We start from the raw sequence: 23,408 nt of genomic DNA on the forward strand, positions 1-23,408 counted from the left end.
GATGACGGTCAGTCTATCAGCCGGAAATACACGCATTGGCGGCCTTTTGCACGTCACGCGGGCGAACCGGCACGTTCGACATGCGCTCATGCAACTTGATGCTGCTGCCACCGGAGCGATCTTCGATATCAAACACCGCAGCTGCGCCGGTAGAAAGTTTCCCCGGTACGATGACCTGAACCCCGTCCTTGTGCGGCTGTACTTGCAGCGCGCCGCGGCTGTCTGCCAGTTTATCGGCCAGACACTGGGCATATTCATGGGGTTTCTTGCCGGAGATCACGCTCATGGTCGGCAGCGTTTCATTGATTTCGGAAACACTCGCACAACCACCCACAGCCAGAATCAACGGCAGACACACCACACCCCACTTCATACAAAACCTCCGTTAAAGACCGTCCGACAGCACAAATGCCGTTTTTCTCCGGGGCCTTCTGCATTTAACCCGCATCCGATTGCGAATATCTGTTCAAAATTGTCAAACCAACGCCCGACGGCCAGATAATAACCTGTGCAGGCTGATAAACTGCGCGCAATTACAAGCTATCGTTTTGATTTTGTAGAAAAAGCCCTTCTGGAGGCGCCCATGAAATTCATTCACCAGCGCGAACACCTCAACGAAGACGACATCGTCGTCATTCAATGCTCGCAAATGTGCAATATCCGTCTGATGAACGACGCTAACTTCCGCAGCTTCAAAAATGGCGGCCGTCACACCTATCACGGCGGCGCCTTCGACACCTTCCCGGCCCGTATCACCGCGCCGAGCACCGGTTTCTGGAACATCACCATAGACACGGTCAACCGCCGTGCGATCAGCGTAACCCGCAAGCCGACGCTGACCCACTCGATCAAGATCATCCGTCGCTCCAGCACCAAACTCAGCTGAGACACGCCGTCCGACCAGAAAGGAAAGCATGACCGTGGCCCAAACAACCAAATATGTCATCAAGTACAAACTCAACGGTGAACGCCGCTTCGAGTTCGCGCAGCTGGAAAACGGCACTGAAGAAGAAGCCAAGGCTGCGCTTGACGCGATCCACGGCAAAGATGATGTGATCAGCGAGATCGCCGTCAGCAAAGCGCTGTAAGCATCGACAGGAATTCGACCGCAAGCGGCGGAGTGTTCTGCCGCTACGTCCTGCCTAGACTGACTTTCTTCGACCAAGCGTCAAGGAGTCAGCATGTCGATGTCACCCTCGCGTCTGGATTCGCTCGACTGGGCAAGCCTTGCGCAGCAACTGGATCAGGACGGCTACGCGATCATCCGTTCGCTGCTGCTGGCCGAAACCTGCGATCACCTGAGTGCGCTGTATCCACAGACCGAACCGTTTCGATCGCAGGTCATCATGGCCCGCCACGGTTTCGGTCGCGGCGAGTACAAATACTTTCGATATCCGCTGCCGACACCGGTAGAACGCCTTCGCTGCGCGTTGTATCCGCGCTTGGTCCCCTTGGCCAATCGCTGGTACGAACGCATGCACCTGCCCGAACGTTTTCCGGCGAACCACGCCGAGTTTCTTCAGCGCTGCCATGCCGCCGGTCAACGACGCCCTACCCCTCTTCTGTTGCAGTACGGCCCGCAGGACTACAACTGCCTGCATCAGGACCTGTACGGCGAATCGGTTTTTCCGCTGCAAGTGGCGATTCTTCTGTCAGAACCCGGGCAAGACTTCAACGGCGGAGAGTTCGTTCTCACCGAGCAGCGCCCACGCATGCAATCTCGCCCGCACGTACTCGATCTGACGAAAGGTGATGCGCTGATCTTTGCCGTGAATCAGCGCCTCGTCAAAGGCGTGCGCGGTGATTATCGGGTGACCATGCGCCACGGTGTCAGTCGCCTGCACAGTGGAAAAAGGCATACCCTAGGCATCATCTTTCACGACGCAACCTGATGGCCATGTCCTCAACAACTCTCGACCTGTTCGCTGACCACGAACCCGAACAACAAGCCCGAGCCGAACAGATTGGCGAACAATCCTGGCTATTGCGGGGCTTCGCCCTGCCGATTGTCGATCAATTGCTGCCGGCACTGGACGCCGTTCTCGCAGTGGCCCCCTTGCGCCACATGGTCACACCGGGCGGTTTCAGCATGTCTGTCGGCACCAGCAGTTGCGGTGAGCGGGGCTGGATCACTGATCGCAGCGGCTATCGTTATTCGGCTGTCGACCCGCTCAACGGGCTGCCTTGGCCGCAGATGCCGAAATCCTTCGCTGCTCTGGCGCATTCGGCAGCCGAGCGAGCTGGTTTCTCTGGCTTCAATGCAGATTCCTGCCTGATCAATCGCTATGTCCCCGGCGCAAAAATGTCATTGCATCAGGATAAAGACGAAAAGAACTACGCCGCGCCGATCGTTTCCCTGTCACTCGGATTACCAGCCATATTTCTGTTCGGCGGTTTTGCGCGCAGCGACAAGACCCGGCGAATTTCGCTGCTGCACGGTGACATGGTGGTCTGGGGCGGCGTCGACCGATTGCGCTACCACGGCGTATTGCCAATCAAGCAAGGTCAGCATCCGCGCTTGGGTCAACAGCGGATCAATCTGACATTTCGGCTGGCTCGCTAAACCCGAAAAATTTGACCGCAAGGCCCGGAGTGTTGTGCCTGGCGAGGCTGGTTAACCTGAATCAAACAGGTCAACGGATTACTCATCATGAAAACGCTTTCGACCCCGTTTGATACCGAACATGATCCACGCTGGGCCGCCGTGCTCGCACGGGATCCGCAGGCGGACGGACAGTTTGTCTATGCGGTAAAAACCACGGGCATCTACTGCCGCCCGAGCAGCCTGGCACGCTTGCCGAAACCGCAAAATGTCGAGTTTTTCGACACCGCCCAACAGGCCGAAGCCGCGGGGTATCGGCCGAGCAAACGTGCGAGCAAGGATCAAAGTGATGTCGCCGCGCAGCATGCCGCGACCGTTGCCGCGGCATGCCGGCAAATCGAGATGGCCGAAAATCCGCCCGCCCTGAACGAGCTCGCAGAGGCGGCCGGTTTGAGCCCGTTTCACTTTCATCGCGTGTTCAAAGCCGCCACTGGCCTCACGCCAAGAGTCTACGCCGCCGCCCATCGTTCGCGCAGAGTGCGGGAACGTCTCGCGGACGGCAATTCGGTGACGGACGCTCTATACGACGCAGGCTTCAACTCCAACAGCCGCTTCTACGAATCAGCCAACCAACTGCTGGGTATGAAACCTGGCGACTACCGCGCTGCCGGTCAAAACAACGACATCCATTTTGCCGTAGGCCAATGCTCGCTGGGCGCGATTCTGGTGGCGCAAAGCGAGCGTGGGGTGTGCGCGATTTTGCTGGGTGACGACCCGCACCAACTGGTGTGCGACCTGCAGGATCAGTTTCGCAACGCCAACCTGATTGGCGCAGACAGCGGGTTTGAACAGTTGATCGCCAAAGTCGTGGGTTTTATCGAAGCACCGGCCATTGGCCTGGATCTGCCACTGGACGTGCGGGGGACGGCGTTTCAGGAACGTGTCTGGCAAGCCTTGCGGGAGATTCCGCTCGGCAGCACCGCCAGCTATGCCGAGATTGCCCAGCGCATCGGCGCGCCGACGTCCATGCGCGCAGTGGCTCAGGCATGCGGGGCCAACCGCCTGGCGGTGGCGATCCCTTGCCACCGCGTGGTGCGCAGCGATGGCAACCTTTCCGGTTATCGCTGGGGGGTCGAGCGCAAGCGTCAGTTGCTTGAGCGCGAGACGTCGGCGTGAACGGTCAATGGAAGCTACGCAACCTGAAAACCTCAGCGATTGACGTCCACCACAACCCGTCCGCGAAGTTGCCCGGCGAGCAGTTTTGGCGCCGCCTCGATGGCTTCACTCAGGCCGATTTCATGGTTGATCAATGCCAGCAGCGAGAAATCCAGATCCTTGGCCAGACGCTCCCACGCTTGCAGCCGGCGGGCCTTGGGCTGGGTCACGCTGTTGATGCCGGCGAGGGTCACACCGCGCAAAATGAACGGCGCCACTGACGCCGGGAAATCCATACCTTGGGCCAGACCACAGGCGGCGACGGTGCCTTCAGAGCGGGTGCTCGCGCAGGCATTGGCCAGGGTGTGACTGCCAACCGAATCGATCACCGCCGCCCAACGCTCTTTGGCCAGTGGCTTGCCGGGCGCTGACAACGTCGCACGGTCAATGATTTCGCCGGCGCCCAACTGCTGCAGATATTCATGCTCGGAGACCCGGCCGGTGGACGCGACGACGCGGTAGCCGAGTTTGCTCAGCAGGGCGATGGCAAAACTGCCGACACCGCCGTTGGCCCCCGTGACCAACACCTCACCCTGCTCCGGCGTCACGCCATTGCGCTCGAGCGCCAGAATGCACAGCATCGCCGTATAACCGGCCGTACCGACAGCCATCGCTTGCGCCGCCGTAAAGGCCTTGGGCAATGGAATTAGCCAATCGCCATCGAGTCGCGCCTTCTGCGCCAGACCGCCCCAGTGATTCTCGCCAACACCCCAGCCGTTGAGCAGCACCTGATCACCCACCTTATAGTCGGGGTGTGAACTGGCTTCCACGGTGCCCGCAAGATCGATCCCCGGCACCATCGGAAACTTGCGCACCACCGGACTGCTGCCGGTTATCGCCAAGCCATCCTTGAAGTTCAGCGTGCTGTACGCAACAGCCACGGTGACATCGCCTTCAGGCAATTGCTCCTCGTTGACCTGTTGCAGGTTGGCGCGGTAACCGCTGTCGTCTTTGTCGATCACAATGGCGTTAAACATGACTGCCTCGCTGGACTGTTTTCAGAATGTCGTGCCTTGAAATAGCACATCGCAACACCCTGCCACATTCGACTTTGCGCCAATCGGCAAATCGGCCGGGTATTTCGATGGCCCGCGTCTATGCTTTTTCGACGGTCGTGGTTTCGCCGAGTTTTTTAAAGAGTTCGCCACTGCCGCGACCACCGGCGTACCAGCAATTTTCATCACGCTTCTGGAGGCCGAAGAGCGGCGGATGTCATCGACGCTGAAAAACTGCACGGGTTGTTCTGAATTTCGAACTGGCCCCGAATCCGGTTTTGCTGCTAAAAACCGGTTTTGCCCCCTGCCCGCTGCACCGTTCGGAGAACCGCCCTCATGAGCCAATGGCCAGACACCCGTCTTCTTGATCTGCTCGGCATTGAATTGCCGATCATCCAGGGCCCGATGGCCGGTGCGACGAATTCGTCCATGGTCATCGCCGTGTGCAACGCCGGTGGCCTGGGTTCGATGCCGGCGGCGATGTTGAGCATCGAGCAATTGCGCGAAGAGCTGAAAACCATCCGCCAGCACACCGACAAGCCCTTCAACGTGAACTTCTTCTGCCATCAGCCACCGGCAGCCGATGAGCAACGTGCACGTGACTGGAAGCATTTGCTGGAGCCTTACTATCGTGAACTGGGCGCCGATTTCGCTGCACCGACTCCGGTATCCAACCGCGCGCCATTCGATGCCGCAGCCTGTGAAGTGCTGGAAGAATTTCGACCTGAAGTTGTGAGTTTCCATTTCGGTCTGCCAGAGAAATCCTTGCTCGAGCGGGTCAAGGCAACCGGGGCGAAAATTCTCTCATCGGCCACGACGGTCGACGAAGCGATCTGGCTGGAACAGAACGGCTGCGACGCGATTATCGCCATGGGTTACGAGGCCGGCGGCCATCGCGGCATGTTTCTCAGTGATGATCTGAGCAGTCAGGTCGGCACGTTTGCCCTGGTGCCTCAGGTGGTCGATGCGGTGAGCGTACCGGTGATTGCCGCCGGGGCAATTGCCGATGCGCGCGGCATGGCGGCGGCGTTTATGTTGGGGGCCTCAGCGGTACAGGTCGGCACCGCCTATCTGTTCACGCCGGAAGCAAAAGTCAGCGCCGCTCACCACAAGGCGCTGCGCACCGCCAAGGAAAGCGAAACAGCGATCACCAATATTTTTACCGGGCGGCCGGCACGGGGCATTCTCAATCGCGTCATGCGTGAGCTGGGCCCGATTTCGCACCAGGCACCAGCATTTCCCTTGGCTGGGGGTGCGCTGATGCCGCTGCGAGCGATCAACGAAGCAGAGTTTGCCAACCTCTGGGCCGGTCAGGCATTCACCTTGGGCAAAGACCTCGGTAGCGCTGAACTGACTCGACAATTGGCCGAAGGCGCACTGGCAAAACTCGCAAGCCGCTGAAGCTGCACAGCGCGAAGATTCAAACATCCTCGCGCTGATTTTAACCAACACTTCCTGTTTGGCGGCATTTCGCTATATATTTCGCTATATAGCGAATTCACCTCTCGCATCGGCGCAGCCCACTTCAAACAATAGCTGCCCGCTGCACTCGCCAATAACGGAGCTGTTACATGACTATTCGTGCCTCACGTCTTGCCCCTGGTTGCTTGGCCTCTTTGCTCGCCGTCTTCGCCGTCGGCGCAGTTCAGGCTGATGAAGTGCAGGTGGCTGTGGCAGCCAACTTCACCGCGCCGATCCAGGCCATCGCCGCCGATTTCGAAAAAGACACCGGGCACAAACTGGTCGCAGCCTATGGCGCCACTGGCCAGTTCTACACTCAGATCAAGAACGGCGCGCCGTTCGAAGTGTTCCTCTCCGCTGACGACACCACCCCGGAAAAACTCGAAAAAGAAGGCGAGACCGTCAAAGGTTCGCGCTTCACCTACGCCATCGGCACGCTGGCGTTGTGGTCGGCTAAAGAAGGTTATGTCGATGCGAAAGGCGAAGTGCTGAAAAAGAACGAATACCAGCACCTGTCCATCGCCAACCCGAAAGCCGCGCCCTATGGTCTGGCAGCCACGCAAGTGCTGGAAAAACTCAAACTGACCGACGCCACCAAAGCCAAGATCGTTGAAGGCCAGAACATCACTCAGGCCTACCAATTCGTCTCGACCGGCAACGCTGAGCTGGGTTTTGTTGCCCTGTCGCAAATCTACAAGGACGGCAAAGTCAGCAGCGGTTCGGCATGGATCGTCCCTGCGAGCATGCACGACCCGATCAAACAGGACGCGGTCATTCTGAACAAAGGCAAAGACAACGCCGCCGCCAAAGCCTTGGTCGAATACCTCAAAGGCCCGAAAGCCGCTGCGGTGATCAAGTCCTACGGTTACCAGCTCTAAAATGTCACTGACGAGCGCCGATTTCGCGGCGATCTGGCTGACCCTGAAACTGGCGTCCCTGACCACCGTGATCTTGCTGGTGGTCGGCACGCCGATCGCCCTGTGGCTGTCGCGCACCGATTCATGGCTACGCGGCCCGATCGGAGCGATCGTCGCCCTGCCCCTCGTACTACCTCCGACCGTAATCGGTTTCTATCTGTTGCTGATGATGGGGCCGCACGGTTTTCTCGGCCAATTCACCCAATGGCTGGGCCTGGGCACTTTGACGTTCAGCTTCACCGGGCTGGTGATCGGTTCGGTGATCTATTCCATGCCGTTCGTGGTGCAACCGTTGCAGAACGCGTTCTCGGCGATCGGCACCCGCCCCCTGGAAGTGGCCGCGACCTTGCGCGCCAATCCGTGGGACACGTTTTTCAGCGTGATTGTGCCGTTGGCGCGCCCCGGTTTTATCACCGCAGCGATACTCGGTTTCGCGCATACCGTCGGTGAGTTCGGCGTGGTGCTGATGATCGGCGGCAACATTCCCGACAAGACCCGCGTGGTTTCCGTACAAATTTATGACCACGTCGAAGCGATGGAATACGCGCAGGCTCACTGGCTGGCCGGGGCGATGCTGGTGTTTTCGTTTCTGGTGTTGCTGGCGCTGTATTCCAGCCGCAAGACCCGTGCAGGCTGGAGCTGATCGATGATCGATGTGCGTTTGAAACGGGTCTATACGGACTTCAGTCTCGATGTCGACCTGCACTTGCCAGGCCGTGGCGTGACTGCGCTTTATGGCCACTCCGGCTCGGGTAAAACCACCTGTCTGCGTTGCATTGCCGGGCTTGAGCGCGCTGAACATGGCTTCATCCAGATCAACGATGAAGTCTGGCAGGACAGCGATAACGGCATTTTCGTCCCGCCACACAAACGCGCGCTCGGCTATGTATTTCAGGAAGCCAGCCTGTTTCCGCATCTGTCGGTGCTGGCCAATCTGCAGTTCGGCCTCAAGCGCATCGCCAAGTCCCAGCGTCGGGTCGACATGGCGCAGGCCACCGAACTCTTGGGCATCGAGCATTTGCTCGAACGTCATCCGCAGCATTTGTCGGGAGGCGAACGCCAGCGTGTCGGCATCGCCCGTGCCCTGCTGACCAGCCCGAAACTGCTGCTGATGGACGAGCCACTGGCCGCTCTCGATAGCCAGCGCAAAAGTGAAATCCTGCCGTACCTGCAACGTCTGCACGACGAACTGGACACACCGGTGTTGTACGTCAGCCATGCCCAGGATGAAGTGGCGCGACTGGCTGACCATCTGGTGCTACTCAGCGAAGGCAAAGCGCTGGCCAGCGGCCCGATTGGCGAAACCCTCGCACGTCTTGACCTGCCGATGGCGATGGGCGATGACGCCGGGGTGATCATTGAAGGGCAGGTCAGCGCCTACGATGCGCAGTATCAACTGCTGAGCCTGCAATTGCCGGCCACCGAGATGAGCATCCGTGTGACGCACGCGCCGATGGAACCGGGTCAGACCCTGCGCTGCAAAGTACACGCGCGGGATATCAGCCTGAGCCTGCAGAACAGCGAATTCAGCAGCATCCTCAATCGACTGCCGGTGACGGTGGTCAGCGAACAATCGGCGGACAACGCCGCCCACGTTTTGATTCGCCTGGATGTTGGCGGCACCCCGCTGCTCGCGCGTATTACACGCTACTCCCGGGACCAGTTGGGCGTGCATCCGGGCCAGCATTTATGGGCGCAGATCAAAGCGGTAGCAGTCCTCGCTTAAATCATTCGGCACCACGGCAACGGCGTGCGGTCAATCGTTTTACAGACCGCCGCGCCATCAAAGGAAACTGCCATGCCCGACACCGTGCTGACTGCCGACCTGCCATCCGACCTGCATTACGTCGACGACACCCAGCCCGGTATCACCCGCAAAAAGCTGCGTGGCAAGTTCAGCTATTTCGAGCCGTCAGGCCAGCGCATCAGTGATCCGGATGAAATCAAACGCATCAATGCCCTTGCCGTACCACCCGCCTATACCGATGTGTGGATCTGTCCGGATCCGCGCGGTCATCTGCAAGCCACCGGCCGTGATGCCCGTGGCCGCAAGCAATATCGCTATCACGCGCGCTGGCGCGAAGTGCGCGATGCCGACAAGTATTCGCGCCTGCGTGAGTTCGGTCTCGCGTTGCCGAAACTGCGCAAACAACTGGAGGCGCTATTGGCCGCGCCCGGCTTCAGTCGTGACAAGGTCATGGCCACGGTGATCACCCTGCTCGACGCCACATTGATCCGGGTCGGCAATACCCAATACGCCCGCGACAACCGCTCCTACGGCCTGACCACCCTGCGCAGCCGACATGTCGAAGTCAACGGCAGCGCGATCCTGTTCCAGTTTCGCGGCAAAAGCGGCATCGAACACCAGATCACCGTCAAGGATCGGCGTCTGGCACGCATCATCAAGCGTTGCCTGGAAATTCCCGGGCAGAACCTGTTTCAGTATCTGGATGAAAACGGTGAGCGACACACCGTCAGTTCTTCCGACGTCAACGCCTACCTGCAAACCCTGACCGGTGCCGATTTCACCGCCAAGGATTACCGCACCTGGGCCGGCAGTGCCTTGGCGCTGGCGGTATTGCGCGAGTTGCAATGGGAGTCCGAGACCGAGGCCAAGCGGCATGTGGTGGAGATGGTCAAAGGCGTCGCCAAGCAGTTGGGCAACACCCCGGCAGTGTGCCGAAAATGCTACATCCACCCCGCCGTGGTGGAGAAATTCATGCTCGGCGCCCTCGCTGAACTGCCTCGCCCGCGCGTGCGCAAAGGCCTGCGTGCGGAGGAAGTGGCGCTGGCGATGTTTCTCGAGCGAATGAGCGAGATGACCGACGCACCTTGATCCGCCGCACATCGTCAACTAGGCTAGCCACCTTCCCCTCCTTCGGACGACCGCAGCAGTGAACAATCCAGCCTTCTAAAAATGTAATCGCGACACGCCGTTCTCGGCGCTTGTCAGTTTTCACGACATTTTTTGGAGGTGCCGATGACTCACGTCTCGCGTACACCCGCACTCGTTTCCCTGAATCAACTGGGCTTTCAGTTCGCCAATGGCGCAACACTGTTTGAAGACCTGAACCTGACTTTCGATCATCAACCGACTGCGATCGTCGGGCGCAATGGTGTTGGCAAAAGCGTGCTTGCACGTTTGATTGCCGGGCAATTACAACCCGGCACCGGCAGCGTGGCACGCTCGGTTTGCGTGCATTACGTCGCACAAACGTTCATCGCCACACCCGGGCAAACCGTCGCCGATGCAACGGGGACGGCCCCGGCGCTCAGCGCACTGGAGCGACTAAGATGCGGTGCTGCCACTGCGCACGACTTCGACCTCATCGATGAACGCTGGGATCTGGCCGAGCGCTTGCGCCAGATGCTCGATGGGGCCGGGCTGACCGACCTCACCGGGTCGGATCTGACGGAGCACCTCAGCGGTGGCCAACAAGCCAGAATCGCTTTGATCGGCGCACTGCTGAGTCAGGCGCCATTGCTGGTGCTCGACGAGCCCACCAATCACCTCGACAGCGGCGGTCGGCAATGGCTGATGAGCCTGCTTGAGCGCTGGCGTGGCGGCCTGATTATCGTCAGTCACGACCGCCAGCTTCTGGAGCAGATGCAGCGATTTGTCGAACTCACGACGTTGGGAGTAACAGTTTTCAGCGGAAGGTTTTCGGATTTCACCGAGCAACGCAGGATCCATCAACAGGCGGCGCAGGCACAGCTCGATCAGGCCCGTATCGAACGTCAGCGCGAACGTACGCGGCTGCAACGCGAGCACAACACGATCCAGCGCCATGCCGCCGGCAGCCGTCGCCACGCACAAAGTGCCAACGTTTCGGGCTTCGAGCGGGCAGCGTTGAAAGCCGCTGCGCGGGACATCATGGGGCAGGTAAAAGTCGGCCACCAGGCACGCAAGGCCGATCTGGATCAGCGTGTTCGCGAGGCGTACGAAAACGTCCTGCCCGCCGACGGCGTGCTGATCAATCTGCCGGGCAGCGTGGTGCCGAGCAATCGGCGGGTGTGCACGCTGATCGACGCGTGCTTGCCAGGGTTACCGGCAGATGCGCCCACCACCCGCCTTGACCTCGCCATTCAAGGGCCGATGCGCATCGCTGTCAGCGGTCACAACGGTTGTGGCAAATCGACGCTGTTGAAATTGCTGGCGGGTGAATGGGCGCCGGTAAGTGGCGAGTGCATCACGCACGTGCCTTTTGCTTTTTTCGACCAACAACTGAAGCTGCTGGATGAGCACACATCGATTGTCGATCAGTTGCAGGAACAGCAAACACTTTTGAGCGAAGGTGAGTTGCGCAGCTTTCTCGCTCATCTGCAACTCGACGCACAACGCGTTAACCGCCCGTGCGCCTCACTCAGTGGCGGCGAACGCTTGAAATCAGCCCTTGCGCTGGCGTTGTGGCGCCAGACGCCCGCGCAATTACTGCTGTTGGATGAGCCCACCAATCATCTTGACCTGGCGTCGGTGCACGCTTTCGAACACGCCTTGCAGGCATTTCCCGGAGCGATTGTCGCGGTTTCCCACGATCAAGCGTTTCTACAGGCGTTAAACCCAAGCCATTGTTTGACCTGGCACCCCGAAGGCTGGCGCTGGCAACCGACGAGCTGACCTGCCTATTTTTTGCACGATTGCCGAGGGCTTCTATAGTTGATCTGACACGAATCAGCTGCGGTGACGCCATGGAAGACATTTTCGTCGTGAAGCGTTGCAACAAGATCATTATTTACGGTCGACGTGCCGAAGACAGCCAGCATGATCCCGCGAAAGCCACTAGCTGGTTTCGCATCTGCGACACACGTACTGGCGGTTTCATCGGCGATGGCTATGACGCGGAAGAGGACGCACGACGTGAATGCAGACGCCTCAACGCAGCGAGTTCCCCATCAGCGGCCCGCCAGTCTTCAGGCTGATGCCGATCAGAAGCGGGTCTATACTGAAACCAGCTGAAGGAGCAGCGCCCCACGGCAGAAGGCTCGCAACACGCGGGCTTTTTGCTGCAGCCCAGGTTTCATAGAACGGAGGTGTTCCATGTCCGAAAAAGAGTCCATCACCACCCTCCTCGCCCTGCTCGACGCTCGACAAGCGCGCCTCGCCGCCGCTTGCAAAGAGATCGCCGACTGGGTCGATCACCAAGGTGGACACCCCACCGCCCTGCGCATCCGAGACCGGCTGAACGACATCGAGAAGGATGCTCCGCTGATTCGCAATACGCTGTCGGCGCTAAAGCCTGTTGATCGGCCACTGCCTCGGTTCAGATGAACTCGACCCGGCCAGGGTTTCAGGAGTTTGCTCATTAGCGGTGACACATGAGTCACCGCGCTTGTGTCTGGCCGTTATGTTTATTTTTCCAGTTTTTCACGTGACGACTACATCTGCGCGTCTACAGTGAAGCCACTCCTTTGCAAACTAACGCCCTCACCCGCCCGCATGCGGGTGTTTTTTTGCCTGCGTCCAAACGGCGAACGGTTGCCGTGCATGAGTTGTCATAACTTATACATGTCGAAAAGGAGACAGTTATGGTTATCCATTTCAACGTCGACGGGCATCTGGCCTGCGGCCATAAAGGCAAACAACTGTCGGCAAGCCGCGAACTCAATCGCGTGAAGTGCCGCAGTTGCCGCAATACCGATGCCTACAAACAGGCGCGAAAGGATCAGCGCAACGCCACCCGCCGCATGGCCCGTCAGGCCAAGACCTCCCACGGCGCGACCAACTGGCGCGCAGAATGGATCGAGCGCCTCACTGCAATGGCCGGTCTTCAGCGCTTGCCTCGCGGCTTTAGCGGGCAAGCATTCGTCTAGCAGCGCGTATAAGCAAGGCACAAAAAAGGCCTGCATGAGGAAACTCATGCAGGCCTTTGCTATTCAGGGTGGCCGAAGCGGAAATCGAACCGGCACGCCCTTACGAGCAGCCAGTTGCTACAGGACAAAAGCCTGACACGGGAAGCACTCACAAAATCATTTCAACAACCGATGCATCCATTTTGATCGCTGGCTCGTAGATTCAATACCCTCACTCGGAGGGCACAAGAGCCAAGGAGATACATCATGCATGCCTTTTACAAAAAAATTGCTGCAGCAGCCTGCTTCGCCATTCTCTGCGTAACTGCAACGTTCAGCTTTGCCGCCAACTCGGTGATGGTCGGAGGCGCAGCGATGTACCCCACTAAAACCATCGTTGAGAACGCAGTCAACTCGAAGGACCACACGACACTTGTAGCGGCGGTCAAGGCTGCCGGGCTGGTTGATACGCTCAACAGCAAAGGTCCATTCACCGTCTTCGCCCCGACAAACGAAGCGTTTGCGAAGCTTCCGGCAGGCACCGTCGACACACTGGTAAAGCCTGAACACAAAGCCGATCTGACCAAAATCCTGACCTACCATGTTGTGCCCGGCACTCACACATCTGCACAAATAATGGCCGAGGCCAAAAAGAACGGCGGCACCGTTATGCTGGAAACCGTTCAAGGTGAGTCGCTGAGTATCAAGCTGTACGAAGGCAAGTTATGGGTGGTGGACGCCAAAGGCGGTAACGCAAGTATCAGCATCGCAGACGTGATGCAGTCAAACGGTGTGATCCACGTTGTCGACTCTGTCTTGATGCCTTAAACGCGCCTGGTTCCCGGCTGACGCACAGTTTGCCGGGTGCTAATACCCGAATAGGCACTTCACGAGCGGGTTTAGCATTGAGCAAATGGTTTTGTCTGGCGGTTGCGCGGCGATACAGCGAATGTTTTACGAACCAAATTTCAAATAACCCAGCCAACTCGGGAGGGTCTTTTTGGTTGCTCGCTGATTTCCAGATACCGCCTGACTCGTGAGCCCCGCTGTAGCACAACCGAAGCGCTGAAGGATGAATATACGTTCATCGAAAACATGGTTTGATGCGTCTAGGCTGCGGGTTCCGACATAGTGACTACAGGAGTAACCCACCATGTTCTCGCACGAAAGCATCCCGCTTGTGGCCATCTTCATCATCATGCTCATCGGCGTGCTTGTGGCCTTCCTGCATCCGGTGCACGCGTTCTTTAGCTGGCTTGGGAGACGAAGTAAAAAAACTTCGTCTCGTTCTCCGAAAGAAGCGGATTCGCGCTGAACTCTTCCCTAAAAGCCCGGCTACGTCCGGGCATCTTTTCGTAACGCCATGCAGCTTGCAGATATTAGCCGCTGGGCAATCGAGGGATTTGGATGAAACTGCGAGCTATGACAACCGCCTCGTATCAAACCGCTGGCACACCACCTGAATGCACTCCCCTCCGCGCCCAACGGCAACCAGCGGAACGGATGGCTTAAGGCTGAGTTTCAGAGGCGAGATTTGCGCGCCAAGGCGAGTACAGACAAGGCAGAGTCCAGCGTGAGATTTTGCAGGCGGGGAATCAACTTGAGTGTACGACCGTGATAATGACCGAGCAATACATCAGGAATCGCAAGGGCAAACAGCAATGCCAACCAAATGATTGCTGACCAGAAACAAACAAGGGCTTGCATCAGCTTTCGCCCGCAAACCCTTGATTTAAGATGGTGCCCGAAGCCGGAATCGAACCGGCACGCCCTTACGAGCGGGGGATTTTAAGTCCCATGCGTCTACCAGTTTCGCCATTCGGGCGGTAGCGCGGTGCTGCTTATCTTCTGCTGCACAGTCGCGATCCTGACAGGATCAAGCCTTGAACAGCAGTGCGGGAAATATATACATCACTTCCCGGTGAAGCAAGTTTGCAATGGCCGTTATTCAAGACTAAATCTTGCAGCGCAGTGCAAATAAAAAAGCTCCGTAAATCATGGATCTACGGAGCTTGTTTATAGTGGAGGCCGAGGTCGGAATCGAACCGGCGTAGGTGGATTTGCAATCCACTGCATAACCATTTTGCTACTCGGCCTCAAAGTATCTGCTGTCAGTAGCACAACAACAAACACTGTACAAACTTGGAGCGGGAAACGAGACTCGAACTCGCGACCCCGACCTTGGCAAGGTCGTGCTCTACCAACTGAGCTATTCCCGCTTGGTGATGCGCATTCTATAGAATTAAGAAGCTCCGTCAACCCCTTGATTCAAAAAAGTTTTATTTCTTTTCAACATCAGTCTTCAGGTGCGGCCAGGCGGCGCGCAGGTACTGCACCATCGACCACAAGGTCAGGCCGGCAGAGACCATCAGCAAGGCATAACCCAAGATAACCCAGAAACTGAAGTCCTTCGGGTTGGCCAACAGAATGACCAGCGCAAGCATCTGCGCCGCAGTTTTCCACTTGCCCAGATTTGAAACGGCTACGTGGGCACGAGCACCAAGCTCGGCCATCCATTCACGCAATGCCGACACCACAATCTCGCGACCGATGATGACAGCAGCCGGCAGAGTGAGCCAAAGATTGCCGTGTTCTTGAACGAGCAGCACCAGTGCCACCGCAACCATGAGCTTGTCGGCTACCGGATCGAGAAACGCCCCGAACGGAGTGCTTTGCTCCAGACGGCGAGCCAGATAACCGTCCAGCCAATCCGTCGCTGCCGCAAAGGCAAACACCGAGGCGGAGGCCATGTAACTCCACTGATAAGGCAGATAGAACAGCAAAATGAAGATCGGAATGAGCAGGACGCGTAGAACGGTAATCAGATTAGGGATATTCATCGGCACAACTGGCTACGAGGTGAAGGGGCATTCTACTCGCTATGCAGGTTCGCATAAATCGACTCTGCGAGCTTTTTACTGATCCCCGGGGCTTTGGCGATCTCTTCGATGCTTGCACGAGTCAGCTCCTGCAATCCACCAAAATGTTTCAACAAGTCGCGACGTCGGGTCGGCCCAACGCCGGCAACGCCTTCCAGCGTTGACGTACGGCGGGTTTTGCCACGGCGTGCGCGGTGTCCGGTAATCGCGAAGCGGTGCGCCTCATCGCGAATCTGTTGAATCAAGTGCAGCGCCGGCGAGTCGCCACGCAAGGTGAACTCATGCGCCGCATCATTTAGATACAACGTTTCGAAGCCCGCCTTGCGAGTAGCGCCTTTGGCGACACCGAGCAGAATCAGATCTGGTACGGCCAACTCGTTGAGAACATCGCGAGCCATCGACAGCTGGCCCTTGCCACCGTCCACCAGCAAGATGTCTGGCAACTTGCCCTCGCCTTCCTTGAGTTTGCTGAAGCGTCGCGTCAAGGCCTGATGCATGGCGGCATAGTCGTCACCCGCCGTGACCCCTTCGATGTTATAGCGCCGGTAGTCCGACTTGATCGCGCCTTCCGGGCCAAAGACCACACAGGAAGCAACCGTCGCCTCACCGCTGGAATGGCTGATGTCGTAGCATTCCAGGCGCTGCGGCGGTTCATCCAGATTCAACACTTCGGCCAAGGCTTCAAAGCGCGCGGCGGTGTGTTGGCGGTTGGCCAGGCGTGCACCCAATGCCTGCTCGGCGTTGGTGACGGCCAGTTGCTGCCAGCGTGCCCGCGTACCGCGCACCCGATGACTGATGGCAAGCTCGCGACCACGCAATTCATGGATCGCTTCGATCAGCGTTGGAAAATCTTCATGCACCACGTTGACGATCAGCTCACTCGGCAAATCGCGCTCAGGGCTGCTGATGAAATACTGGCCAAGAAACGCGGCCATGACTTCCGACACGTCCTCTTCGATGCCGACTTGCGGAAAGAAATTCTTGCTGCCCAACACGCGTCCGCCACGCACACTGATCAAGTGCACGCAGGCGCCACCCGGGTTCACGAATGCCGCGATGACATCGATGTCCCCTGTGCCGCCTTCCATGCTTTGTTGATCCTGAACCCTGCGCAGCAGCGCGATCTGGTCACGCAACTCGGCGGCTCGTTCGAACTCCAGGTTGATCGCCGCCTCCTCCATCGCCGTGGACAGCTCGTTGGTCAGCGCGTGACTGCGCCCCTCAAGAAACATGACCGAGTGGCGCACGTCTTCGGCATACACGTCAGGCTCGACCAGCCCCACGCAAGGCGCCTTGCAGCGCTTGATCTGATACTGCAGACATGGGCGGGTACGGTTCTTGTAGTAGCTGTCTTCACACTGCCGAACGAAGAAGGTCTTTTGCAGCAGACTCAGGCTTTCACGTATGGCGCCGGCACTCGGATAGGGGCCGAAGTACTTGCCCTTGGCCTTTTTGGCCCCGCGATGAATGCTCAGGCGCGGAAACTGGCCGTCGGACAGAAAAACATAGGGATAGGATTTGTCGTCGCGCAGAAGGATATTGTACGGCGGCCGCCACTCCTTGATCAGCGTCTGCTCAAGCAGCAGCGCTTCGGTTTCATTGGCGGTGATGGTCGTTTCGACCTGCGCAATGCGCCCCACCAACGCGGCAGTCTTCGGCGCCAGGCCGGTTTTGCGAAAGTAGCTGGCCAGGCGTTTTTTCAGGTTCTTGGCCTTGCCCACGTACAACAAGCGTGCATCGCTGTCGAACATGCGATAGACGCCTGGGCGTCCACTGACTGTCGACAGAAACGCGCCGGAATCGAATGTTTCAGTCATGGTCAGAGGCTGGCATCAACCATGCCGTGACGAACCGCCAACAGGGTCAACTCGACATCGCTGCTGATCGAAAGCTTCTCGAAAATACGATAGCGATAGGTGTTCACGGTTTTCGGCGACAGGCACAATTTGTCGGAAATGATCTGTACCTTCTGACAGCCGACAATCATCAAGGCGATCTGAATTTCGCGCTCGGACAAGGCATCGAAGGGAGAGTCGTTGGAGGGCTGGAAGGATTTGATCGCCAATTGCTGGGCAATCTGCGGACTGATATAGCGTTGGCCGGCAAATACCAGGCGAATCGCCTGAACCATTTCCGGCAAACCCGCGCCCTTGGTCAGATAACCCGCAGCACCGGCCTGCAACAAGCGTGTCGGAAAAGGATCCTCCTCACACACCGTGACCGCGACCACCTTGATATCCGGATGACTGCGCAACAGTTTGCGCGTGGCTTCCAGGCCGCCGATGCCAGGCATCTTGACGTCCATCAGCACCACATCGGGCTTCAACTCTCGGGCCTTGATCAGGGACTCTTCCCCGGATTCGGCCTGGCCAACCACCTGCAAGCCATCGATATCGGCCAGCATACGTGTAATGCCTGTACGAACGAGATCATGGTCATCGACCACTAGCACCCTAATCAAGCAGACACCTCGCGATATGGTCATATTGGGATGCCGGACACCTTAGCAAAAAGTGCCACGCAGACCTAGCGGAAAGCGTCATTTAAAAAGTTTCAATTCATCATTGAAGGCTTGCCGGCCGTGGGTTTCAGAGCACATGTGTACCGATATCAAGCTGCATTCGCAGAAAACACTCGTCCTCGCCCTGAACCTGTAGTCCTTTTCTCTCATACAAGTTTCTCGCCGGATTATTTTCAAATACGGTCAGGCGTAGAGCCGGGCGTCTTTCTTTGCGGACCATGTCGATAACCTGATCGATCGCCCAAGAACCAGCACCCTGCCCCTGATACGTTTCAGCAATCTGCAGTTCACGAATGTACAGCGCGCGTATATCCCGACTGAGACTGAGAAAGCCCACTGGCACATCACCCTTCACTATCAGCCAGTTTTGCCGCCCCAACCACGCCACGTCGAACGCTTCGTCCTGCCATAGCAGGTCATGGCGAATGTAGTAGCGCAGCATGTTCTGACAGGTAAGATCACGGGCAAACGCCAGATCTTCTGGAACCGCCAATCGTAAGTGGAATGTCATCAGGCTTGCACAACAGGAACAATTCGCCCCAGCCATGCACCCACGACGCGCTCGGCCATGACCAACAGATCACCTGCCCCGGCCGCTGCGGCCTCGATAAAGCGACAGTGTAAAAACTCACCGGCAATGAGCAGAGAATGGGCAGCAGCAATGTTTTGTGTCGACACGGTTCATCCTTGGTCATCAAGCGAAGTGCAGAATGTCACAACTCCAGCGCGACGCTAGCAATAGATGTTTCGTTGATTACGCGATAGCAATTTCTGATTGCTGAGGCGTATCGGCCTCTAGTAAGCTCGGCCCATTCATTGGAGACAGACCATGTTCAACGCCCTCTCACAGCTTCGTACTGCCAGCGCCTTGCGCTCGGTTGCGGCTGCCCGGGTGAATGACGTTTGCGCTCCGGTCAGCTTTTATTTTGGGTATTGGTTTAGCCACTGGCGCGCCTGATACCCAAACGGCGCCCATAACAACGGGTCGCCTACCAGAGAATTCTCAACCCCCGGTCGGCCTCCCGACCGGGGGTTTTGTTTTTTCAGCCCCAAACTTTTCAGCAACACACCAGACACTTTGAGGATTCACGAAATGAACTACGCCACTTATTACCGTTACGACAGCTTTAACGCCTGGCGATTTACCAGCTTCCGCTCGGGACAGCCTGCCGCCTCCGATCGGTCACCTACAGGTGGCAAGCACACCCACGTAGCCAATACGGCCAATTGTCGAACACCCCAGTAGGGCCGAGCGAGCGGGAGAACCCGCCGCCAGCCCAGGAAGACCGAATATGAACTCGTCCGTTTCTGCTCTGCCGCTGTCCACCCTGAATCCTGCCAACGAAGCATTGACTCTGCGTCTGCCCAGCTCGTTGCAACTCAAACAGCAATTGCCCCTGAGCAATGCCTTGAGTCAGCAAGTCACCGCCCACCGTCAGGCAGTTCGCGCCATTCTCAACGGCCAGGATCAGCGCCTGCTGGTCATCGTCGGGCCCTGCTCTATCCATGATCCGCAATCCGCACTCGAATACGCTGGCAAGCTCGCTCGACTGGCTGAGGAAGTCAGCGGCGAAATGCTGTTGGTGATGCGAGCTTATGTCGAAAAACCGCGCACCACGGTCGGCTGGAAAGGTCTGGCCTACGACCCACATCTGGATGGCAGTGATGACATGGCTGGCGGCCTTACGCTTTCGCGTGAGCTGATGCTGGAAATGATCCGCCTCGGCCTGCCGGTGGCCACTGAGTTGCTGCAACCCATGGCTGCCGGTTACTTCGATGACTTGTTGAGCTGGGTGGCCATTGGCGCGCGTACCACTGAATCGCAGATCCATCGGGAGATGGCCAGTGGATTGGGCATGCCCGTCGGCTTCAAGAACGGCACCGACGGCGGTGCCGCCATTGCGGTTGACGCCATGCGTTCGGCAGCCCATCCGCACCGGCATTTCGGCGTCGATAGTCAGGGCCATCCGGCCATCATTCAAACGCCAGGCAACCCCGACACCCATCTGGTTCTGCGCGGCGGCCATAAAGGGCCGAACCATGATCGCGAGAGCGTGACCAAAATCCATGCCGACCTGGATCGCCTGAAGATTCCGAGCCGGATCATGGTCGATTGCAGCCACGCCAATAGTGGCAAGGACCCGCTACGCCAGCCTGGCGTCTTCAACGAAGTGCTTGAGCAACGCCTGCAAGGTGACCGTTCTCTGATCGGCATGATGATCGAGTCTCACCTGTTCGAGGGCTGCCAACCGCTGAGCGAATCCCTGCGTTACGGGGTTTCGATTACCGATGGCTGCCTCGGTTTCAGCGCAACGGAGCGTTTGCTGCTGGACGCATCTCAACGTCTCAGTGCCCAGGCAAAAGGCTGATTATCCGGCCAGCCCCGCGGATTTATCGCAAACCGCAGGGCTGGTCACGCCGCGTTACCCCTCCACTCGCACCTGTGTGGCCGCAGACGTCTGACTGACATCGTCCAGACGTTCAACCGTGTAGGCCACCCGCACGGTCGTGCCATGGTGCTCACGCCAGAATCGGTGCGGCACAATGAAGATCAGCGGCTTCCCCGCCGTCTCCCGAGTGATTTCACGGTCATCCCGATGATTGAACAGTTCCCCGTCGCACTTGAGATAGACCAACTCGCCTTCCTGCGTCCGGGCATTACCGATCACGACGGTGACGCCATCGACGGAGTCCTCTTTCAACAGCACGCCGTCTTCAGCTTCAAGTACATCGGGAGCCTCAAGCTCTCCCCGCAGGAACGGGGTAACGAGAATTCTTGCCGCCTCGGACTCGCGAATGACTCCGCCCGCCTGCTCGACCTGATAGCGCACCACTACCTCGCCGCCGAGATGAGCAGCGATGTGCGCCCCTTCAACCCAGAATGACAGTACGTCTGCGACAGCAAAGGCTTCGACCTTCAAACTGTCGCTGAACGTTGCGGACAATGCGTCAGCGCCCCACAGCAACGTGACTCGATCCCCCGCCGCCATTCGGGCATAAGGCTGGAGCACAATAAGCGTGCCGTCCGGCACCCGCGCCGGATCCAGCGTCCCTCCGACCGCACCCTCGACAATCGGCGCAAGCAATTGTGGCCGCACATCACCCACGGACAAATGCACACGGGCAGACACCGCCGGTTCAGCCGAGCGCGCACTGAACAGTTTCCAGTAGACCGCCAGCGAACCGCCATCCAGTGCAGCGATATGCAGGCCTTTGATCACGAAAACGATGTCTTTGCCGACCTGGGCTTCGCTGACATAGCGAACCATTTCATGCTGATAAGCAAAGCCCTCTATGTCCAGACCGTCCCAACTCAAGAGCAACTGATCGCCGCAGCTCATGTTTGCATAAGGAGCAATACGGACAACGACCTTGCCCAGTGATGGATCAAGCACCGTCCCCTTCAGACTATCAACGGTTGCCGCTGGCAGCAGTTCGTTCGAAACACAGGGGCTGGCGGGGTGGCGCATCCGGTAGCAAAACTCGACTTCGTGCGTGTGCATTAGTGGCTCCATTCCTTGGAAAGAACGCCGCTTTCATGGGCGGCGTCGACAGCCAACATTGAACGCTATTGCGCACACTTTCGATGTCAGCCTCATCCGCCGCGAACATCCGGCAAAGGCCTCCCACCGGGTAGGCAAACTACGCAAAAACGCCATCAACCGAGCGAAAGATGTCCTCAACTTCCGATTCGGATTTCATAAGTATCTGAAAATTCGTACAGCCACTAGTCCAGATTCAACGGCCAAGAGAAGCCCCTTCTTACTTCTTCGGCTGGATGAGTGTTTTAGAGTGGCCTCCGGATTCCCCGATGAACTTCTGCGAAAAAGGTAAGAACATGCAACGGAATGCTTCAACTCGCTATCCCGTCCTGTTGGTACATGGCCTGTTCGGATTCGAGCGCATCGGTCACTTCGAGCTGTTCCATGACGTAAAGGACGCTCTGAAAACGGCCGGCAGCCGAGTGTTTGTTCCGCACCTGTCTGCCACCCATAAAAACGAAACCAGGGGTGAACAATTACTTGCACAGATTGATCGTGTATTGCGAGGCACAGGTGCAGACAAAGTCAACCTCATAGGACACAGTCAGGGAGCACTGGCTGCTCGATACGCTGCGGCGCTCGCGCCACACGCCGTCGCTTCCGTAACCTCCGTCAGCGGCCCGAATCACGGTTCGGAACTGGCCGACTTTCTGCGTAAGGCCCTGATACCCGGGCGGCTACCGGAGGTCGTCGCCCAAAATGTAGCGACGCTATTTGCCGATTTTCTATCGTTGCTCAGTGGCAGTGTCACCTTGCCGCAGAACGCACTGGCGGCGCTCAATGCACTGACGACTGAAGGCGTAGGCGAGTTCAACGACAAGTTTCCGCAGGGATTGCCCAGCACTTGGGGCGGACAAGGCCCGGAACAGGTCAACGGCGTACGCTATTACTCATGGAGCGGCGTCCTGCCGGCCAACAGCCCGTCGACACTCGATCCAACCCAAAGCATTTGCCACGCGTTATCGCAGTACTTCATGACCGAAACGCAGCAGAATGACGGCTTCGTTGGCCGCTTCAGTTCTCACTTGGGGCAAGTGATCCGCTCCGACTACCCGCTGGATCATCTGGGCAGCCTGCGCCGCACGGCCAGCACGGCAACCGCACTGCCCGACCCGATTGAGCTGTACGTCGAACATGCTGAACGTCTGCGAGCCGCGAATCTCTGATCAAAGCCACGGACAACCGAACGGAACTTTGCCGAGAATTCGCCCACTGAATCCGGTAGGCTCCACACTTTTACTGAAATAGATTGGAGAGTTTCCCCATGGCTAAAGCCACTGCCCGCCACATCCTGGTTTCCAGCGAAGACAAGTGCAACGAACTCAAGGCCCAGATCGAAGGCGGCGCTGATTTCGCCGAAGTCGCCAAGGCCAACTCCACCTGCCCATCGAGCCGTCAGGGCGGTGATCTGGGTTCGTTCGGTCCTGGCCAGATGGTCAAGGAATTCGACACCGTGGTCTTCAGCGCGCCAATCAACGTCGTGCAAGGTCCGGTAAAAACCCAGTTCGGTTATCACCTGCTGGAAGTCACCAGCCGTCAGGACTGA

Annotated in this window: 28 protein-coding genes and 3 tRNA genes; 19 read left to right on the plus strand and 12 right to left on the minus strand. The window is 58.0% G+C overall.

Annotated elements, in window-relative coordinates; genetic code table 11:
- Positions 1-16: 16 nt before the first annotated feature.
- Positions 17-373 carry a hypothetical protein gene (locus tag CKW26_RS05345; RefSeq protein WP_095047784.1) on the minus strand — a complete coding sequence of 119 codons (357 nt, stop codon included), beginning with the start codon at positions 371-373 and terminating at the stop codon, positions 17-19.
- 210 nt (positions 374-583) lie between these two features.
- Here CKW26_RS05345 and CKW26_RS05350 point away from each other — a divergent pair, with 210 nt between their 5' ends.
- The 5 genes from CKW26_RS05350 (at position 584) to ada (ending at position 3,718) form a co-directional block, all read left to right on the plus strand.
- Positions 584-886: a DUF1883 domain-containing protein gene (locus CKW26_RS05350; RefSeq protein WP_007912251.1), complete on the plus strand. Its 303-nt coding sequence runs from the start codon at positions 584-586 to the stop codon at positions 884-886.
- 34 nt (positions 887-920) lie between these two features.
- Complete coding sequence (locus CKW26_RS30025; protein WP_176471335.1) at positions 921-1,088, plus strand: hypothetical protein; 168 nt, start codon at positions 921-923, stop codon at positions 1,086-1,088.
- A gap of 93 nt (positions 1,089-1,181) precedes the next feature.
- The gene (locus tag CKW26_RS05360) at positions 1,182-1,892 is read left to right on the plus strand and encodes a 2OG-Fe(II) oxygenase (protein WP_095047786.1); all 711 of its coding nucleotides are present in this window, start codon (positions 1,182-1,184) and stop codon (positions 1,890-1,892) included.
- A 5-nt stretch (positions 1,893-1,897) separates the two neighbouring features.
- Positions 1,898-2,563 carry a DNA oxidative demethylase AlkB gene (alkB, locus tag CKW26_RS05365; RefSeq protein WP_095048095.1) on the plus strand — a complete coding sequence of 222 codons (666 nt, stop codon included), beginning with the start codon at positions 1,898-1,900 and terminating at the stop codon, positions 2,561-2,563.
- Between the two features lie 87 nt (positions 2,564-2,650).
- Complete coding sequence (gene ada / locus CKW26_RS05370) at positions 2,651-3,718, plus strand: bifunctional DNA-binding transcriptional regulator/O6-methylguanine-DNA methyltransferase Ada (RefSeq protein ID WP_095047787.1); 1,068 nt, start codon at positions 2,651-2,653, stop codon at positions 3,716-3,718.
- A gap of 32 nt (positions 3,719-3,750) precedes the next feature.
- On the opposite strand, the gene CKW26_RS05375 is transcribed toward ada, so the two are convergent.
- On the minus strand, positions 3,751-4,734 hold the full coding sequence (locus tag CKW26_RS05375; protein WP_095047788.1) for an MDR family oxidoreductase: 984 nt from the start codon (positions 4,732-4,734) through the stop codon (positions 3,751-3,753).
- A 354-nt stretch (positions 4,735-5,088) separates the two neighbouring features.
- Between CKW26_RS05375 and CKW26_RS05380 the strand changes: the two genes are divergently transcribed.
- The 11 genes from CKW26_RS05380 (at position 5,089) to CKW26_RS30030 (ending at position 14,235) form a co-directional block, all read left to right on the plus strand.
- Positions 5,089-6,153 (plus strand): nitronate monooxygenase family protein, encoded by a 1,065-nt coding sequence (locus CKW26_RS05380; RefSeq protein ID WP_095047789.1) that lies wholly within the window; start codon positions 5,089-5,091, stop codon positions 6,151-6,153.
- A gap of 170 nt (positions 6,154-6,323) precedes the next feature.
- Positions 6,324-7,091: a molybdate ABC transporter substrate-binding protein gene (gene modA, locus CKW26_RS05385; RefSeq protein ID WP_095047790.1), complete on the plus strand. Its 768-nt coding sequence runs from the start codon at positions 6,324-6,326 to the stop codon at positions 7,089-7,091.
- A gap of 1 nt (position 7,092) precedes the next feature.
- Positions 7,093-7,773, plus strand: a complete 681-nt coding sequence (gene modB / locus CKW26_RS05390) for a molybdate ABC transporter permease subunit (RefSeq protein ID WP_095047791.1) — start codon at positions 7,093-7,095, stop codon at positions 7,771-7,773.
- A 3-nt stretch (positions 7,774-7,776) separates the two neighbouring features.
- Positions 7,777-8,856, plus strand: a complete 1,080-nt coding sequence (modC, locus tag CKW26_RS05395; protein WP_095047792.1) for a molybdenum ABC transporter ATP-binding protein — start codon at positions 7,777-7,779, stop codon at positions 8,854-8,856.
- A gap of 72 nt (positions 8,857-8,928) precedes the next feature.
- The gene (locus tag CKW26_RS05400) at positions 8,929-9,966 is read left to right on the plus strand and encodes a DNA topoisomerase IB (RefSeq protein WP_095047793.1); all 1,038 of its coding nucleotides are present in this window, start codon (positions 8,929-8,931) and stop codon (positions 9,964-9,966) included.
- 144 nt (positions 9,967-10,110) lie between these two features.
- Entirely contained in the window at positions 10,111-11,748 is a 1,638-nt protein-coding gene (locus CKW26_RS05405; RefSeq protein ID WP_095047794.1) for an ABC-F family ATP-binding cassette domain-containing protein, read from the plus strand.
- Positions 11,749-11,819: 71 nt separating this feature from the next.
- Positions 11,820-12,050, plus strand: coding sequence for a hypothetical protein (locus tag CKW26_RS05410; RefSeq protein ID WP_095047795.1), 231 nt, complete (start codon positions 11,820-11,822; stop codon positions 12,048-12,050).
- Between the two features lie 118 nt (positions 12,051-12,168).
- Complete coding sequence (locus CKW26_RS05415; protein WP_095047796.1) at positions 12,169-12,399, plus strand: hypothetical protein; 231 nt, start codon at positions 12,169-12,171, stop codon at positions 12,397-12,399.
- Positions 12,400-12,656: 257 nt separating this feature from the next.
- Entirely contained in the window at positions 12,657-12,941 is a 285-nt protein-coding gene (locus CKW26_RS05420; RefSeq protein ID WP_093431037.1) for a hypothetical protein, read from the plus strand.
- A 246-nt stretch (positions 12,942-13,187) separates the two neighbouring features.
- Complete coding sequence (locus CKW26_RS05425; RefSeq protein ID WP_095047797.1) at positions 13,188-13,748, plus strand: fasciclin domain-containing protein; 561 nt, start codon at positions 13,188-13,190, stop codon at positions 13,746-13,748.
- Positions 13,749-14,073: 325 nt separating this feature from the next.
- Entirely contained in the window at positions 14,074-14,235 is a 162-nt protein-coding gene (locus CKW26_RS30030; RefSeq protein ID WP_177409226.1) for a hypothetical protein, read from the plus strand.
- 206 nt (positions 14,236-14,441) lie between these two features.
- On the opposite strand, the gene CKW26_RS29960 is transcribed toward CKW26_RS30030, so the two are convergent.
- The 9 genes from CKW26_RS29960 to CKW26_RS30200 all read right to left on the minus strand — a co-directional run bounded on the left by CKW26_RS29960 (position 14,442) and on the right by CKW26_RS30200 (position 18,998).
- On the minus strand, positions 14,442-14,627 hold the full coding sequence (locus CKW26_RS29960) for a hypothetical protein (RefSeq protein ID WP_156685506.1): 186 nt from the start codon (positions 14,625-14,627) through the stop codon (positions 14,442-14,444).
- A gap of 31 nt (positions 14,628-14,658) precedes the next feature.
- A tRNA-Leu gene (locus CKW26_RS05430) sits at positions 14,659-14,745 on the minus strand.
- Between the two features lie 197 nt (positions 14,746-14,942).
- Positions 14,943-15,016: transfer RNA gene (locus CKW26_RS05435), tRNA-Cys, on the minus strand.
- Positions 15,017-15,063: 47 nt separating this feature from the next.
- A tRNA-Gly gene (locus tag CKW26_RS05440) sits at positions 15,064-15,139 on the minus strand.
- A 60-nt stretch (positions 15,140-15,199) separates the two neighbouring features.
- Positions 15,200-15,760: a CDP-diacylglycerol--glycerol-3-phosphate 3-phosphatidyltransferase gene (pgsA, locus tag CKW26_RS05445; protein ID WP_007950102.1), complete on the minus strand. Its 561-nt coding sequence runs from the start codon at positions 15,758-15,760 to the stop codon at positions 15,200-15,202.
- 32 nt (positions 15,761-15,792) lie between these two features.
- On the minus strand, positions 15,793-17,616 hold the full coding sequence (gene uvrC / locus CKW26_RS05450) for an excinuclease ABC subunit UvrC (RefSeq protein WP_093430986.1): 1,824 nt from the start codon (positions 17,614-17,616) through the stop codon (positions 15,793-15,795).
- A 2-nt stretch (positions 17,617-17,618) separates the two neighbouring features.
- On the minus strand, positions 17,619-18,260 hold the full coding sequence (gene uvrY / locus CKW26_RS05455; RefSeq protein ID WP_016984198.1) for a UvrY/SirA/GacA family response regulator transcription factor: 642 nt from the start codon (positions 18,258-18,260) through the stop codon (positions 17,619-17,621).
- Positions 18,261-18,387: 127 nt separating this feature from the next.
- Complete coding sequence (locus tag CKW26_RS05460; RefSeq protein WP_095047798.1) at positions 18,388-18,831, minus strand: N-acetyltransferase; 444 nt, start codon at positions 18,829-18,831, stop codon at positions 18,388-18,390.
- Positions 18,831-18,998 (minus strand): hypothetical protein, encoded by a 168-nt coding sequence (locus tag CKW26_RS30200; protein ID WP_245397985.1) that lies wholly within the window; start codon positions 18,996-18,998, stop codon positions 18,831-18,833. Before CKW26_RS30200 ends, CKW26_RS05460 begins: the two co-directional genes overlap by 1 nt.
- Positions 18,999-19,612: 614 nt before the next feature.
- Between CKW26_RS30200 and CKW26_RS05465 the strand changes: the two genes are divergently transcribed.
- Positions 19,613-20,689 carry a 3-deoxy-7-phosphoheptulonate synthase gene (locus CKW26_RS05465; RefSeq protein ID WP_095047799.1) on the plus strand — a complete coding sequence of 359 codons (1,077 nt, stop codon included), beginning with the start codon at positions 19,613-19,615 and terminating at the stop codon, positions 20,687-20,689.
- Between the two features lie 54 nt (positions 20,690-20,743).
- On the opposite strand, the gene CKW26_RS05470 is transcribed toward CKW26_RS05465, so the two are convergent.
- The gene (locus CKW26_RS05470) at positions 20,744-21,823 is read right to left on the minus strand and encodes a hypothetical protein (RefSeq protein ID WP_095047800.1); all 1,080 of its coding nucleotides are present in this window, start codon (positions 21,821-21,823) and stop codon (positions 20,744-20,746) included.
- 335 nt (positions 21,824-22,158) lie between these two features.
- On the opposite strand from CKW26_RS05470, the gene CKW26_RS05475 reads away from it, so the two are divergent.
- Both CKW26_RS05475 and CKW26_RS05480 read left to right on the plus strand, forming a co-directional pair.
- Positions 22,159-23,028 (plus strand): triacylglycerol lipase, encoded by an 870-nt coding sequence (locus tag CKW26_RS05475; protein WP_095048096.1) that lies wholly within the window; start codon positions 22,159-22,161, stop codon positions 23,026-23,028.
- A gap of 98 nt (positions 23,029-23,126) precedes the next feature.
- A complete protein-coding gene (locus tag CKW26_RS05480; protein ID WP_007912303.1) occupies positions 23,127-23,408 on the plus strand; it encodes a peptidylprolyl isomerase in 282 nt (93 codons plus the stop codon).

It is taken from the genome of Pseudomonas sp. Irchel s3h9 (assembly GCF_900187475.1).
In the GTDB taxonomy this organism is placed as follows: domain Bacteria; phylum Pseudomonadota; class Gammaproteobacteria; order Pseudomonadales; family Pseudomonadaceae; genus Aquipseudomonas; species Aquipseudomonas neuropathica.